The organism is Luteibacter sp. 329MFSha, assembly GCF_900111665.1.
Taxonomy (GTDB): domain Bacteria; phylum Pseudomonadota; class Gammaproteobacteria; order Xanthomonadales; family Rhodanobacteraceae; genus Luteibacter.
Genome location: NZ_FOJE01000001.1, coordinates 2,352,107 through 2,366,383, shown reverse-complemented (window position 1 = coordinate 2,366,383; position 14,277 = coordinate 2,352,107). Strand labels below are relative to the sequence as shown.

11 protein-coding genes and 1 pseudogene are annotated in these 14,277 nt (G+C 67.2%); 7 read left to right on the top strand and 5 right to left on the bottom strand.

The features are described 5' to 3' along the window. Positions 1-125: 125 nt before the first annotated feature. Complete coding sequence (locus BMW54_RS10680) at positions 126-1,526, bottom strand: sigma-54-dependent transcriptional regulator (RefSeq protein ID WP_090055242.1); 1,401 nt, start codon at positions 1,524-1,526, stop codon at positions 126-128. 67 nt (positions 1,527-1,593) lie between these two features. Then, a complete protein-coding gene (locus BMW54_RS10675; protein WP_090055240.1) occupies positions 1,594-3,216 on the bottom strand; it encodes a sensor histidine kinase in 1,623 nt (540 codons plus the stop codon). 291 nt (positions 3,217-3,507) lie between these two features. Between BMW54_RS10675 and sucC the strand changes: the two genes are divergently transcribed. The 7 genes and pseudogenes from sucC to BMW54_RS10640 all read left to right on the top strand — a co-directional run bounded on the left by sucC (position 3,508) and on the right by BMW54_RS10640 (position 11,359). Next, a complete protein-coding gene (gene sucC, locus BMW54_RS10670) occupies positions 3,508-4,668 on the top strand; it encodes an ADP-forming succinate--CoA ligase subunit beta (protein WP_090055239.1) in 1,161 nt (386 codons plus the stop codon). A 13-nt stretch (positions 4,669-4,681) separates the two neighbouring features. Further along, on the top strand, positions 4,682-5,554 hold the full coding sequence (gene sucD / locus BMW54_RS10665) for a succinate--CoA ligase subunit alpha (RefSeq protein WP_090055237.1): 873 nt from the start codon (positions 4,682-4,684) through the stop codon (positions 5,552-5,554). A 145-nt stretch (positions 5,555-5,699) separates the two neighbouring features. Further along, the gene (locus tag BMW54_RS10660; RefSeq protein WP_090055235.1) at positions 5,700-6,143 is read left to right on the top strand and encodes an SRPBCC family protein; all 444 of its coding nucleotides are present in this window, start codon (positions 5,700-5,702) and stop codon (positions 6,141-6,143) included. Between the two features lie 199 nt (positions 6,144-6,342). Continuing rightward, positions 6,343-7,140 carry a hypothetical protein gene (locus tag BMW54_RS18520; protein ID WP_139206081.1) on the top strand — a complete coding sequence of 266 codons (798 nt, stop codon included), beginning with the start codon at positions 6,343-6,345 and terminating at the stop codon, positions 7,138-7,140. Next, positions 7,141-7,254, top strand: a pseudogene (locus tag BMW54_RS19030) (polyketide cyclase); the annotation flags it as partial. A 126-nt stretch (positions 7,255-7,380) separates the two neighbouring features. Then, positions 7,381-7,944, top strand: coding sequence for a hypothetical protein (locus BMW54_RS10645; protein WP_090055232.1), 564 nt, complete (start codon positions 7,381-7,383; stop codon positions 7,942-7,944). 406 nt (positions 7,945-8,350) lie between these two features. Next, complete coding sequence (locus tag BMW54_RS10640; protein ID WP_090055230.1) at positions 8,351-11,359, top strand: TonB-dependent receptor; 3,009 nt, start codon at positions 8,351-8,353, stop codon at positions 11,357-11,359. A gap of 149 nt (positions 11,360-11,508) precedes the next feature. On the opposite strand, the gene BMW54_RS10635 is transcribed toward BMW54_RS10640, so the two are convergent. The 3 genes from BMW54_RS10635 to BMW54_RS10625 form a co-directional block, all read right to left on the bottom strand. Further along, on the bottom strand, positions 11,509-12,633 hold the full coding sequence (locus BMW54_RS10635) for an NAD(P)/FAD-dependent oxidoreductase (protein WP_090055229.1): 1,125 nt from the start codon (positions 12,631-12,633) through the stop codon (positions 11,509-11,511). Between the two features lie 28 nt (positions 12,634-12,661). Beyond that, complete coding sequence (locus tag BMW54_RS10630) at positions 12,662-13,315, bottom strand: L,D-transpeptidase family protein (RefSeq protein ID WP_254779284.1); 654 nt, start codon at positions 13,313-13,315, stop codon at positions 12,662-12,664. Between the two features lie 113 nt (positions 13,316-13,428). Beyond that, positions 13,429-14,271 carry a MurR/RpiR family transcriptional regulator gene (locus BMW54_RS10625; RefSeq protein WP_090055226.1) on the bottom strand — a complete coding sequence of 281 codons (843 nt, stop codon included), beginning with the start codon at positions 14,269-14,271 and terminating at the stop codon, positions 13,429-13,431. Between the last annotated feature and the right edge of the window lie 6 nt (positions 14,272-14,277).

Sequence of the window (14,277 nt, the reverse complement as noted above, 5' to 3'; positions counted from 1 at the left end):
CTCGTGGGCGTCGCACAAGAGCGCCCACGAGCCATCGAGTTCGTCGGGCAATCCGTCGCGAGCACCCTTCGCGCGCTAGCGCGCTTCCCACAGTGGCGTGGCTTCGATCACTGCACAGGCGTCGATCAATCGATGCCGAGCTTCTTCAGCTTGTAGCGCAGCGCGCGGAAGGTGATGCCGAGTTTCTTGGCGGTCGCGGTCTTGTTGTAGCGCGATTCTTCGAGCGCCTTGATGATCGTGTCGCGCTCGATGTTGGAGATGTAATCCTCCAGCGAGCCATCGGTGGCGGCGACGCGCGCGGCTTGCGGCGCCTGCGCCGTGGCTTCGGCGAGAACCGGCTGTGCCGGTGCGCTCGTGGCGGCCGGGGCGCGCTGCGGCAGCATCAGGTCGTCGGCTTCGATGGTGTCGCCTTCGCACATCGCCATCGCGCGTTCGAGGATGTTCTCCAGCTCGCGCACGTTGCCCGGGAAGTGGTAGGCCTCGAGCGCCGCGAGGGCTTCGGGCTTGAGCTTCCCCGGCGCACCGCCGGATTCGGTCGCGAGCTGGCGCAGCACGAATTCCGCCAGGCGGGGCACGTCGCCGCGGCGTTCGCGCAGCGGCGGCACGCGCAGTTCGATGACGTTGATGCGGTAGAAGAGATCCTGGCGGAAAAGACCCTGCTCGACGAGCGCGGCGAGGTTCTTGTGCGTGGCGGACAGGATGCGTACGTCGACCGGGATTTCGTCGCGTCCCCCGATCGGGCGCACGGCCTTTTCCTGGATGGCGCGCAGCAGCTTCACCTGCATGTGCAGGGGCAGCTCGGCGACTTCGTCGAGGAAGAGCGTGCCGCCCTGCGCCGCCTGGAAGAGGCCTTCCTTGTCGGCGTGGGCGCCGGTGAAGCTGCCCTTGCGGTGGCCGAAGAACTCGCTTTCCATCAACTCGGACGGGATGGCGCCGCAGTTGACCGGCACGAAGGCACCGGCCGAACGGGGACCCAGTTCGTGGATCAGGCGCGCGACCAGCTCCTTGCCCACGCCGGATTCGCCGGCGATGTAGACCGGCGCCTGGTTGCGGGCGAGCTTGGCGATCTTGCCGCGGACTTCGGTCATCGCCGGGGAGTCGCCAATGAGCCGGTCGGCGCCGGGCGAGGCCTTGGCTCCGGCATCGGCCTTGCGTTCCTCGGACAGGCGCAGCGCCGTGCGCACGAGGCGGCGCAGCAGGTGGATGTCCACCGGCTTGGAGACGAAGTCGAAGGCGCCGGCCTTCAGCGCGTTCACCGCCGCGTCGACGTTGCCGTACGCGGTGATCATCGCCACGGGCATGTCCGGGAAATTCGACGCGATGAGCTCGATGATCTCCTGGCCGCTGCCATCGGGCAGGCGCATGTCGGTGAAGCACAGGTCGTATCGCCGTGCCGCCAGTGCGCTCCGCGCTTCGTTGACGCTCCCCACGGCGTCGACGTCGAGTTCCATTCGACCGAGTGTGATGGTCAGCAACTCGCGGATGTCCCGCTCGTCGTCGATGACCAGAACGGTCTGCTTGCTCATTGGGTCCGAGAGGTTCGGTGAAGGGTCCAAATGTACCCGCCCGACGGGCGGACGCATAGGGCGGCCGTCACGCGCTGGCCGCCACGGGTGCCGACGCGGCGGTGCGCGCGGGCGGCGTCAGGCTGATGCGGAAGCAGCTGCCGCCGCCCGCGACGCGCACGTATTCGAGCGCGGCCTGGTTCGCCTCGGCCATCTGGCGGGCGAGGTAAAGGCCCAGTCCCGTGCCGTATTCGTGCGTGGTGAAGAAGGGCTCGAAGATCTGCGCGGCCACCTTCGGCGGGATGCCGGGGCCGCGGTCGATCACCTCGAGGATGGGAATGCCGGCATCCGAATGCCGCGCCACCAGCATCACGCGGGCTGGCTCGCCGGGCAGGCGGCCGTAGCGCAGGGCGTTCTGCACGAGGTTCCAGATCACCTGCTGCAGGTGTTGAGGATCGGCGACGGCGGCGACCGGCTCGCTGCCGGACACGGCCCGGAGGATGTCCGCACCGAGGTCGTTGCCCTGGCGGTATTCGGTGACGAAGTGATGCACCCAGCGGCCGAGGTCGAGGGTCTCCGGTCGCGAGCGTTCGCGGCGCGAGAGCTGCAGGATGTTCTCGATGATCTCGTTGAGGCGCGAGCAGTGGTTGTTGATGATCTCGACCATCCGCAGGTCGGCGTCGTTGAGGTCGGTCGACTCCGCCAGCAGCTGCGCCGAGTAATGGATCGCCGCCAGCGGATTGCGGATTTCGTGGGCGATGGACGCGGAAAGCCGCCCGAGCGAACTCAGCGTGAGCTCCTCGGCGCGTCGCGAGACGAGCGACGTGTCGTCGAGGAAGATCAGTACGTGGGAATCGTCGTTCGGCGCGAGGCGCGAGAAGCGCGGCACCACTTCGGGCGTGCCGTCGGCCAGCATCGTGGCGCTCTCGTCGAGCTTGCCCGAGGTGCGCCAGTGGTACAGGCGCCGCGACAGCTCGGGCGCGAGCGTGCCGAGGTCGCGCTGGTCGGCGGACGGGTTGCCCATCAGCATCCACGCGGACTCGTTGAGCTGGTGGATGCGGTTGCCTTCGTCCACCAGCAGCACGCCGGTCTTCATGCGGCGGATGATCAGTTCGTTGACCTGCGACAGGTTGGCCAGGTCGATGCCGCGCTGCTCCGCCAGGGCCTCCGAGGCGCGGATGTTGCGCCCCAGGACGTAGCAGAGCGAGGCGCAGGCGAAGTACGCCGCGCCGAAGAGGCCGTACTCGGCGTACTCGCGATCGGAGGTGCCCGAGTCCACGAAATCGAAGACGGAATGGCCGAGCATGCCCAGCGTGGCGAGCGCGGCGAAGAACATCGACAGCCGGAACGGCAGCAGCAGGGCACCCGTGGCGATGTTGACGGCGAGCATCATCGCCACGCCCATCCGCACGTCGTGCATGAGGACCAGCGCGCAGAGCGCGGCGAGGATGTCGAGGGTCAGTCCGACCGAGACCGTGAGCACCGGCCGGTGCAGCGTCTGCCGGGTGCGGGCCACCATCACCAGGGCCGCCAGCAGGTAGGCCATCGCGAAGAGTCGGGCGATCAGAGGCTCGGGGAGGGCGGGCCACTCCATGTGGCCGGGGCGGAAGGCCAGAGCGGTGTAGACGGCGGCCTGGCCCAGCCGGAAGTAATTGAAAAAGAAGAGTTCGTGGCGGGGCGCCCCCTGGCGCGCGCTGGCTCGTGCCGTCATCGTCGTCGCGGGCGTGGACACCTTGCTGCTTCTCCGCCGATGGCCCCCCGAGGGCCGTGGATGACCGCCAGTATAGGGGGCCTTGGCACCCCGGCAAGCCGTCCGGGCGACGCTCCCGGCCCGTCCCTCCGCGGCCCGATGCGGCACCGCCCCTTTCCATCCGGGGCGCCTTCCGGGAAAATACGCGGCCGTATTGCGTGAATCGCGCGCATTCGACCGTTTCCCCCTCCCCGTGCAGGCCTCACGGCCGGCACGCTTTCACACGCTTCTCCCGTTCGCTCGAGGTATCGAATGAATTTCCACGAGTACCAGGCTAAAGAACTGTTCGCGAAGTACGGCATCGCCGTGCCGCCGGGCAAGGTTGCCAACTCTCCCGACGCCGCCGTCGACGCCGCCAAGCACCTGGGCGGTACGCAGTGGATGGTCAAGGCCCAGATCCATGCCGGTGGCCGCGGCAAGGCCGGTGGCGTCAAGTTCTGCCGCAGCCTCGACGACGTCCGCGCCGCCGCCAAGGGCATGCTCGGCACGAACATGGAAACCTACCAGTCGGCCGGCCGCGCGCTGCCCGTGAACCTGGTCCTGGTCACCGACGCGACCGACATCGCGAAGGAACTGTATCTCTCGATCCTCACCGATCGCGACACCAAGTCGATCTCGTTCATCGCCTCGAAGCACGGCGGCGTCGACATCGAGCAGGTCGCGCACGACACGCCGGAAGACATCCACACGATCGTCGTGGATTACGTCGAAGGTCTGCAGCCGTACCAGTGCCGCGACCTCGGGTTCAAGATGGACCTGAATCCGAAGCAGGTCGGCCAGCTCGTCAAGATCATGCTGGGCCTGTACAAGCTCTTCAACGAGAAGGACCTCTCGCTGGTCGAGCTGAACCCGCTCGCGATCCTCGAAGACGGCAACCTCGCCGCCCTCGACGGCAAGGTGAACTCCGACGACAACGCCGAGTTCCGTCACGCCGATCTGGCCGCCATGCGCGACCTCACGCAGGAAGACGCCGCCGAAGCGGCCGCCGTCCAGCACAACCTCAACTACGTCACGATGGACGGCACGATCGGCTGCATGGTCAACGGCGCCGGTCTCGCGATGGCGACGATGGACGTGATCAAGCTGGCGGGCGGCGAGCCGGCCAACTTCCTCGACGTCGGCGGCGGCGCCACGAAGGAGCGCGTCACCGAGGCGTTCAAGCTCATCCTCTCGTCCGACAAGGTCAAGGCCATCCTGGTCAACATCTTCGGCGGCATCGTGCGTTGCGACCTGATCGCCGAAGGCATCATCGCGGCCGTGAAGGAAGTGGGCCTGAAGATTCCGGTGGTGGTGCGCCTGCAGGGCACCAATGTCGAGAAGGGCCGCGAACTGCTGGCCAACTCGGGCCTGGCGATCACGCCGGCCGACGATCTCAACGACGCGGCCCAGAAAGCCGTGGCTGCCGCGGGCTGAGGAGCGAAGCAACATGAGCGTCCTGATCAACAAGAACACCAAGGTCCTCGTCCAGGGCTTCACCGGACAGCAGGGTACCTTCCACGCCGAGCAGGCGATCGATTACGGCACCCAAATCGTCGGTGGCGTGACCCCGGGCAAGGGCGGCACCGAGCACATCGGCAAGCCGGTCTTCAACACGGTGCGTGACGCGGTCGACCAGACCGGCGCCGACGCCTCGGTCATCTTCGTGCCGCCGCCGTTCGCGGCCGACTCGATCCTCGAAGCCATCGACGGCGGCATCAAGGTCATCGTCGCGATCACGGAAGGCATCCCCGTGCTCGACATGATGCGCGTGAAGAACGTGCTGAAGTCGCACCCGGACGTCGTCCTGGTCGGTCCGAACTGCCCCGGCGTCATCACCCCGGGTGAGTGCAAGATCGGCATCATGCCGGGCCACATCCACAAGCCGGGCAAGGTCGGCATCGTTTCGCGCTCGGGCACGCTCACGTATGAAGCGGTGTTCCAGACCACGAACGAAGGCCTCGGCCAGTCCACCTGCATCGGCATCGGTGGCGACCCGATCAACGGCCTGAACTTCATCGACTGCCTGAAGCTCTTCCAGGACGATCCGCAGACCGAGGGCATCATCATGGTCGGCGAGATCGGCGGCAGCGCCGAGGAAGACGCGGCCGAGTTCATCTCGCAGTACGTCAAGAAGCCGGTCGTGTCGTTCATCGCCGGTGCGTCGGCCCCTCCGGGCAAGCGCATGGGCCATGCCGGCGCCATCATCTCGGGCGGCAAGGGCACGGCGGAAGCCAAGTTCGCCGCGCTGGAGAAGGCGGGCGTGACCACGGTCAAGTCCCCGGCCGACCTCGGCAAGACCCTCGCCGGTCTGATGAAGTAATCGCGTTTCCCGCCACGGCGGGGCGTGTGCGACACGAAAAGCCGCGGCCTCCGGGTCGCGGCTTTTTCTTTTCCGGGCATGTCGATTCGGGGCGAGGTCGTTCGTCGTGGACAATGAGGGCTCCTCCTCGCCGAAGGAACATCCCATGTCCGGCACCGTCCGCCTGCTCCGCGTCTTCACCGCCCCCGCCGAGCGCGTCTACCGCGCCTTCCTCGATCCGGCCGCGAACGCCAAGTGGCTGCCGCCGGATGGCTTCACCTGCACCGTGCACGAACTGGACGCGAAGGTCGGCGGCAGGTACCGCATGACCTTCACCAACTTCTCGACGGGCGGCGGCCACAGCTTCGGCGGCACGTACCTCGAACTCGTGCCCAACGAGCGTATCGTGCACGACGACCGCTTCGACGATCCGAACCTGCCGGGCACGATGAAGACGACCATCACGTTGCGCGCGGTGTCGTGCGGCACGGAAATCGACATCGTGCAGGAAGGCATCCCCGACATGATCCCGCCCGAGCAGTGCTATCTCGGCTGGCAGGAATCGCTGACGCTGCTGGAGCGGTTGGTGGAGGTGACGATTCTGGCGTAGGGCACAGTCGCGGCACGATTCGGAGAGCGTCGCCGAGAACCGCGGCCCGGGCCGCGGTTTCTCCTACACACCGAAACCGTGCCTTTTCAGAATCGTCGTGTTCTCACGTCGCGATGCGCCACCCAGACTCCTTCGTGCGGCAACCGTCGAGGCGAACGTCGTCCGACGCAATCGGCCGCCGACGCATAAGGAGATGGACATGCATCAGGTAGTTTCCACACGTCACCCGAGCATAAGCCTTCGCGGCATAGCCCTCGGTCTGCTCACGCTTTGCGCGCTTCCCGCGACGGCCCACGCCGCAGGTCGAGTCGTGCTCGAACTGCGACCCGCGACGCGCACCTCCGCCGACGGCTGGATCACCGTCGTGGCGAGGAACGTCGGGGACGAGTCGGTTCCGATCATGCGCCTCGACACACCTTTCGCTCGCAAGACCGGGACGCTGCCTGGCGCGGCCCTCGACGTGGTCGACGCGGATGGTAACGAGGTGCGCTATCGAGGAGGGTGGGACTACTTTGGCCGGCTTACCATGGATCACTTCACCGAACTAAGACCGGGCGAACAGTGGGAGAACGATATCGATGTCGGGCATGAGTACGAAGTGCGGCCGGGCGGCACGTATCGCGTTCGTTACCGCCTGCGCCTGGACCATGAACCGGACGTCGACGTCGTGCCCGCGGCACTTCGCGAAACCTTCCGTCGTCCTGCGCAGGCGCTGGCGGAATCCAACGAGCTCACGCTTCACATCGTGGGGGACCCGACCGCAATGCCGACAATTTCGAGTACTTCGTCATGGATACCCGCCCATACGATCCGTGACATTCGCCATGCGTGGGACCGCCGCCGACCGTCGTGGCCGGCGGCGTATCGCGGAAGTACGGTGGGTGGCAAGCACCCATTCGCCCGCGAGCGGGCTCCCACCGCACCTTGCCATGCCGACGCGGGCACCCGTTCGCTCGCGAGCGCTCCCGTCCGGAGGCTAGCGGTGTCGCACGGATAAGACATCGCGCAGGAAGGCATCCCAGAGATGATCCCGCCCGAGCAGTGCTATCTCGGCTGGCAGGAATCGCTGATGCTGCTGCAGCGGTTGGTGGAGGTGACGATTCCGGAGTGATCCGGGACCGTCTCGCCGCGGCATGTCGGAATCCTCCGATTTCCTCCGCTTGCGGCGATTGCTAGGTTGGGGGCATCACGAGGGCGGTCCTCGTGGTGTCGCCGCCAGCCATCGAGGAACGATCCCATGTCATCGAGGTACCGCACGTCATGTTTCGTTGCTTTCGCCTGCCTGGGTGCGATCGCGCCCATCGAATCTGGTCGCGCGGCATCGCGCGTGGAGGTAACGCTCGGTGTCCCGGAACCTCGCGACGCGACACATCCTGCCGTCATCACGCTCGTGCTGCGCAACGCGGGCGACGCACCCGTCTCGGTTCTGAACTGGCAGACGCCTTTCGTGGAGGCCAACGGTCGGCTCGCCAACCCGCAGTTCGAGGTGAAGGACGCGGAGGGAGCGCCGTTGAGATACACCGGGTTCAACCTGAAGTTCGTCGGCCCCGAGATGACTTCGTACATGCTGATGATGCCTGGCGAGACCCGGCGGAAAGACGTGGACCTCATCGACGAATACGACTTCTCCGCAGGCGGCGATTTCACGGTCAGCTATGAGCTATCGCTGGATATACCACCGGATCCACGGATGACAACCGAGATGGAACGGCGTGCTTACTTCGCACCGTCGCAGGAGCGCGTCGTTGCCAACCCTGTCACGATCCATGTCGATGCCGCCCAGGCTGGCCGGCGCGACTGAGTCGGTCACGGCAGGCCGACCATCGGGAACATCGCGATTCCCGTGATGAGACATCTAGACGTCCAAATGCTTGACATGGCCATATTGGGTCGTGTTACGGTGACGCATCGCAGCAAAACGAGGGGCCGTCCATGCGTCACCTTCACGTAGCCGGTTCTCTTCACGCGCGCGCCGCTGGCGCCGCGCCGCGATGTTGTTGTCGCCGCTGATCCGGCGGCCTACGCGTTCGGCCGGTCGCTTCCGGCCATGAACGCCTCCGACTGAATTCCTTCGGTTTTCGACGCCTCGCAGGCGTGACGGGCGGTTGCGTCCGTGCTCCGGCAAAGCCACTGCGGTCGATCCACCGCCCACATGGGGAGGGCGGTGCGGTCGGGGCTTGCCTTCCTGTTCGATTTCAAGGGTTTCCATGCGCAAGACGTCGTTGCAGCGGTCGCTGTTGGCCACCGCTTTGTTTTCTGCCCTGTCCGGCGGCGCCATCGCGCAGTCCACCACGGGCTCCATCTATGGCCAGGTGCAGGCGGGGGAAGGGGATGTCGTCCGGGTCGTGAACGACACGGGCCTCACGCGAGAGGTGCCGGTCGATGCGCGCGGCCGCTACTCGGCGTCGCAGCTGCCGCTCGGTACCTACACGGTCTCGGTGATCCGTGGCGGGGCGGCGGTGCGGAGCCGGGAGAACGTGGCGCTCAGGGTCGGCTCGGGCGTGGAGGTATCGTTCGCGCCGGAGGCGGCGCAGGATCTCGGCGCGGTGAGTGTCTCGGCCAACGCGTTGCCGACGATCGACGTCTCGACCGTGGATTCGCGCACGGTGGTGACGGCGCAGCAGCTCGCGAAGCTGCCCCTGGGGCGCAACTCGGAAGCCATCGCCTTGCTGGCGCCGGGGGCGGTGGACAACAGTGGCAGCTACAAGAGCGCGACGGGCAATTCGCTCGTCTCCTTCGGCGGATCCGCCGCCAGCGAGAACGCGTACTACGTCAACGGTTTCAACACGACCGATCCGTTGCGCGGGTTCGGTGGCGTGTCGCTGCCCTACGGCGCGATCGAGCAGCAGGAGGTCTACACCGGCGGCTACAGCGCGCAGTACGGTCGCTCGGACGGCGGCGTGATCAACGTCGTCGGCAAGCGCGGCACGAACGAGTGGCACGCAGGCGCTCAGATCATCTGGGAACCGAACGGGCTGCGCGCGCGGGAGAAGGACAGCCACTACACCAACGGACTGCCGCCGCAGCCGAAGGCCGGTGACCTCTACGCGGCGAACCGCGGCAACACGGTGACCTCGACGACGGCGAGCCTCTACGCGGGCGGCCCGCTGATCAAGGACAAGTTGTTCCTGTTCGCGGCGGCGGAAGTCGAGCGACAGACCGGCGACGTGATCAGCAACGTCACCCTGCCGCAGTCGCCGGATCGCTCGTATCGTTACCAGCTGCCGCGCTGGTACGGCAAGCTCGACTGGAACATCACCGACAGCAACATCATCGAGGTGACCGGGGCATCGGACAAGACGGAGCGCTCGGGCACGATCTACGATTACGACTACGCCAATCACCGGCGTGGCGCGCGGATCGCCGGCGCCAACAACGAGAAGTTCGGTGGCGACGTCTACACCGCGAAGTACACCGGCTACATCACTGACAACCTGACGATCAGCGCGCAGTACGGCAAGATGAAAACGGTGAACTACGTGTCGCCGTCGGGCTACAACCCCGATGCCGTGTACATCGCCGGTCAGGATTTCCAGAACCCCGCTTACACCGGTGGCGTGGCGTTGCAGAACGGGCAGACGGTGTCCACGCTGGCGAATCCGAACCGTGGCAACGAGACGACGAACACGCGCTTCGACATCCATTACACGCTGGGCGATCACACGATCACGGCGGGTATCGACAACCAGCAGGCGCGCGCGCGGGATCAGGGTACATCGAGCTCCGGCCCGGGCTACATCTGGACGTACAACCAGTCGTCTCCCGATCTGCCTATCTCGACGGGCCTCGGCGTCGACGCGCCCGGCAACTACCCGGGCGGCGAGGACGGCTACTACGTGGTGCGCGGCGTCTCGTCGAGCCTGGCGACGGTGCGCTCCAGCCAGCGCGCGCAGTACATCGAGGACGCCTGGCAGGTCACCGATCGCTGGCTCGTGACGCTCGGCCTTCGCAACGACCAGTTCACCAACTACAACGCGAACAGCCAGGCGTTCATCAAGCAGACGCGTCCGCAATGGGCGCCGCGCATCGGCGCGGCGTGGGACGTGTTCGGCGATGCGACGTTCAAGGTCTACGGCAACGCGGGCCGCTACTACCTCGGCCTGCCTCTCAATCCCGCGCTCAATGCCGCCGGCGGCGCGCTGGGCACCTCGCAGTACTTCACCTATACGGGCATCGCGCCGGATGGCCAGCCCACCGGGCTGACCGCCATCGCGCCGGGCGTGCCGGTGTCCGCCAACAACAACTTCGGCCAGCTGCCCGATCCGAAGACGGTCGCTGCGCGTGGCATGAAGGCGGAGAACCAGGACGAGTACATCCTCGGCTTCACGAAGACGCTCGGCAGCGACTGGGTCTATGGCGCGAAGGTCACCGTGCGCAAGCTGCGCGACGCCATCGACGACTACTGCGACATCGACCGCATCGTGGAGAAGGGGCAGTCGCTGGGCCTGGACATCGATACGAACCAGGTGAACAGTTGCTACCTCTTCAATCCGGGTCGCGCGAACACGTTCACGCTGCTCGACACCGCGGGCAATCACGTCCAGGTGCCGATCACGAACAAGGAGCTCGGCTTCCAGGGACTGAAGCGCAAGTATTACGCGCTCGAGCTGCTCATGGAGCACCCGTTCGACGGCACGTGGTATGCGCGCGCGACCTACGTTTTCTCGCGCAGCTACGGCAACACCGAAGGCCAGCTGCGTTCGGACCTGAACCAGACCGCGGCGTCGACCAGCGAGGACTGGGACAACGCGGCGATCATGGAACACACCAACGGTCCGCAGAGCAACGACCACAAGCACCAGTTCAAGGTCTTCGGTTACTGGCAGATCGCGCCGGAGTGGCTGGCGTCGGCGAACGTCAGCCTCGTTTCCGGTACGCCGCGCCATTGCCTGGGCTACTACGGTCCGGATCGCGAGGATCCCGCCGGTTATCAGGGCGACTACCACTTCTGCGACGGCGAGCCGTCGCCGCCGGGTGCGCAGGGACGTCTGCCGTGGATCCGCCAGATCGACCTGGGCGTGACGTGGCGGCCGGCCTTCGGGGAAGGCAAGCTCGCGTTCAGCGCCAACGTGTTCAACGCGCTCAACGAGCGCCGCGCGCTGCAGAAGTATCCGTACTCGGAAGCGGGCCCGGGCCTTCCGGAACCGGCGTACGGGGTGATCACCGCGCGGCAGGAGCCGCGGTACGGGCGGCTGAGTGTGTCGTACGATCTTTGAGGGATGGTCGGCCTCGCGTCGGCCATGCGCTCTCGCGGGGTCGAATCGCCGATACGATCGGCTCCCACCCTTCGGTAGGAAGGTGAGGTGGGAGCCGATCGCATCGGCGATCCCGCGGCAGCGGGCATCGTGCGCTTGTAGCGGCGCGCTCAGCGGGCGAGGCGCGCCGGGCTGAGCATCGCCGCCGTGATGCCTTCGTCCGCGAGGTGCGACGGTATCGGCTTGTCGAGGACGAGCGCCGCGCAGGCCTCGGCCATCGCGGCGCTGGTCTGGATGCCGTAGCCGCCCTGCGCCGCGAGCCAGAAGAACCCGGGCGCGTCCGGTGCGAAGCCGCCGACGAGATCGCCGTCCGCCACGAAGCTGCGAAGCCCCGCCCATGTGCGCGTCGGGCGGCGGATCGTCATCGTCGTGGCTTCCTCGATGCGATGGATGCCTAGCGCGATGTCGTATTCCTCCGGCTGCACGTCGTGTGGATGCGTGGGATCGGCATTGGCGGCGGAGCCGAGCATGAGCCCGGCATCCGGCTTGAAGTAGAACGTTTCGTCGATGTCGACCACGAACGGGAACGCGCTCGCGTCGAGCCCCTGCGGCGCCTCGAACAGAAAGGCCGAGCGGCGGCGCGGTTCGAGGCCGATCGGCGCGACGCCGGCCATCGACGCGATCGTGTCGGCCCACGCGCCCGCGGCATTCACGACCACCGGCGCGCGCCATTGCCCGTTGACGACCCAGTCGTCGTCGTCGCGGCGGATCGACTGCACCGGCGTGTCGACGTGGAGCGCGACGCCAGCGGCCTTGGCGCCGCGCAGGAAGCCCTGGTGCAGTTCGTTGACGTCGATGTCCGCCGAGTCGGGTTCCAGGAACGCGATGGCGGCGGCTTCGCGCCGGAGCACGGGCACGCGTGCCGCGATGGCCTCGGCGTTGAGCAGGGTGAGCGACGGCGTGAACGCGCGCACGGCTTCGTATTCGGCGAGCACGCGTGCCGCCTGCGCGGCGCTGCCGACGATCATCGCGCCGCGCGGCTGCAGGATCGGGTGGCCGGCGAAGCCCCGCGGCGGATGCTCGAGGAAGGGGCGCGTGGCGCGGCTGAGCGCGCGCACCTGGGGCGAGCCGTAGCTCTCGCTGAAGTGCGCGGCGGAACGCCCGGTGGTGTGGAATCCGGCGAACGGCTCGCGCTCGAGCACGGCGACCCGCGCCTCCGGCGCGAGGAACCATGCCACCGAGGCGCCGGCGATACCCGCGCCGATGACGATCACGTCGAGCTGCTTCTGCTTCATACCTCGTCCTTGGTCGATCGCGCCGCGTTCATGGGCTCGGCAGGTTCCAGGCGTCGCGCAGACGTGCGTATTCGGTCTTCGGCAGCAGTACGAAGACGGGCTTCTTCGACGGATCGAGCCAGGCGAGCAGCCGCTCCATCGTCGCGTCCGTCATCGCGGTGCAGCCCGCGGTGGGCGAGGTCGGCGACTTCCACAGGTGGGCGAAGATGCAGCTGCCGGCGCCCTTGCGTCCGTCGGGGTTGTGCTCGATCACGAAACCGATGCGATAGGCGCGGTCGCCATCGAAATGCAGGTCGCGGCGCATCGCCTCGGTCGCGCCGCCGACCGCCGCGGCGCCGACCTTCTTCTCGTCGACGAGCTGGTTGTAGTACGGCGAGCCGTCGACGTCGACGCAGAAATCGGACGCGGTCAGCCCGCGGTACGGGAGCGCCGTCGGATTCGTTTCGGCATAACCGAACGCTTCACCGATGCGGAACACGCCCGCCGGGCTGCGGCCGTCGCCTTCCTTCTTCACCGGACCGTCGTGCTGCGGGGGACTGAGGCCGACGCCCCAGGCGCTGCCGTGGCGGCCGATCGTCACGTCCGACGCCTGTCCTTGCTCCTTCCACTGCGTGCCGTCGCGCACATAGGTGCGCAACGTGCCGTGGTCGACGTTCCAGCCGTCGGTCGTGACCACGATCATCTGCCGCGATACGGACCACGCGGCGGGGGCCTCGAACGCGCCGGGCGACGAGGCGAACAGGGTGGCGACGAGGCCGAGCAGGCGAAGGAGACGAAGCGGCGGCATGGGCGTTCCTAGGACTCCAGCATCTGCTGGATGCGGTCGAGGTTCTGCACGAGCCGCGCGTGACGCGCCTCGTCGTGCTCGCACAGGTGCACGAACACGGTATCCAGAAGCTGCTGCACGGTGGACTGGTAGATCAGCGACTGCACGTACGAGGCGTCGTCGTAGGCGGCCACGGCGAGGCCCACGTCGGCCAGCGCGCGGACGGGATTGGAGGTATGCCGCGTCACGGTGATCACGCGGCCGCGCTGCTCACGGAAGTAGCGCGCGATCTTGACCAGCGCGGGATGCTTGCCATGTTCGGTGAACACGACCAGCGCATCGCCCGGCTGGCAGAGGGCGACCTGCGCCGCCATGCGGCCCACGTCGGCGTGCCGGATCGCCGTGATGCCGAGCAGCGACAGCCGCATCGCGAAGCCGCGCGCATGCAGGTCGTCCTCGCCGAGCCCGATGAGGTACACCTTGCCGGCCGCGGCGAGCGCGTTCGACAGCTCCTGCATCGTGTCGCGGCCATTGAGGAGCCGGGTGGCCTCCTCGGCCTGCGCCTTGCGTTCCCAGAGCATGGCGCCGAGCAGGTCGTCCTCGGGGCGCTCGCCCGAGGGGGCGGCGGTCGCGGTGTCCTCGCTGCGGGCGATGGTCTCGCCGACGGAGTACTTGAGGTCGGGGTAACCCCGGAAGCCCAGCTTCTGCGTGAACTTGACCACGCTCGACTGGCTGATGCCGAGGGCGTTGGCGAGCTGCTGGGACGAGTAATCGCGCAGCAGATGCGCGTTCTCGAGGATGAAATCGGCGATACGCCGCTCCACCGCGGACATGCGGTCGCGTTCGGAGCGGATCTTCACCAGGGGCGACATGGACGC

Bases quoted from the DNA above. Each gene is read 5' to 3' on its own strand.
- BMW54_RS10680 (WP_090055242.1), bottom strand. From the start codon at position 1,526: ATGAGCAAGCAGACCGTTCTGGTCATCGACGACGAGCGGGACATCCGC.
- BMW54_RS10675 (WP_090055240.1), bottom strand. From the start codon at position 3,216: ATGACGGCACGAGCCAGCGCGCGCCAGGGGGCGCCCCGCCACGAACTC.
- sucC (WP_090055239.1), top strand. From the start codon at position 3,508: ATGAATTTCCACGAGTACCAGGCTAAAGAACTGTTCGCGAAGTACGGC.
- sucD (WP_090055237.1), top strand. From the start codon at position 4,682: ATGAGCGTCCTGATCAACAAGAACACCAAGGTCCTCGTCCAGGGCTTC.
- BMW54_RS10660 (WP_090055235.1), top strand. From the start codon at position 5,700: ATGTCCGGCACCGTCCGCCTGCTCCGCGTCTTCACCGCCCCCGCCGAG.
- BMW54_RS18520 (WP_139206081.1), top strand. From the start codon at position 6,343: ATGCATCAGGTAGTTTCCACACGTCACCCGAGCATAAGCCTTCGCGGC.
- BMW54_RS10645 (WP_090055232.1), top strand. From the start codon at position 7,381: ATGTCATCGAGGTACCGCACGTCATGTTTCGTTGCTTTCGCCTGCCTG.
- BMW54_RS10640 (WP_090055230.1), top strand. From the start codon at position 8,351: ATGCGCAAGACGTCGTTGCAGCGGTCGCTGTTGGCCACCGCTTTGTTT.
- BMW54_RS10635 (WP_090055229.1), bottom strand. From the start codon at position 12,633: ATGAAGCAGAAGCAGCTCGACGTGATCGTCATCGGCGCGGGTATCGCC.
- BMW54_RS10630 (WP_254779284.1), bottom strand. From the start codon at position 13,315: ATGATCGTGGTCACGACCGACGGCTGGAACGTCGACCACGGCACGTTG.
- BMW54_RS10625 (WP_090055226.1), bottom strand. From the start codon at position 14,271: ATGTCGCCCCTGGTGAAGATCCGCTCCGAACGCGACCGCATGTCCGCG.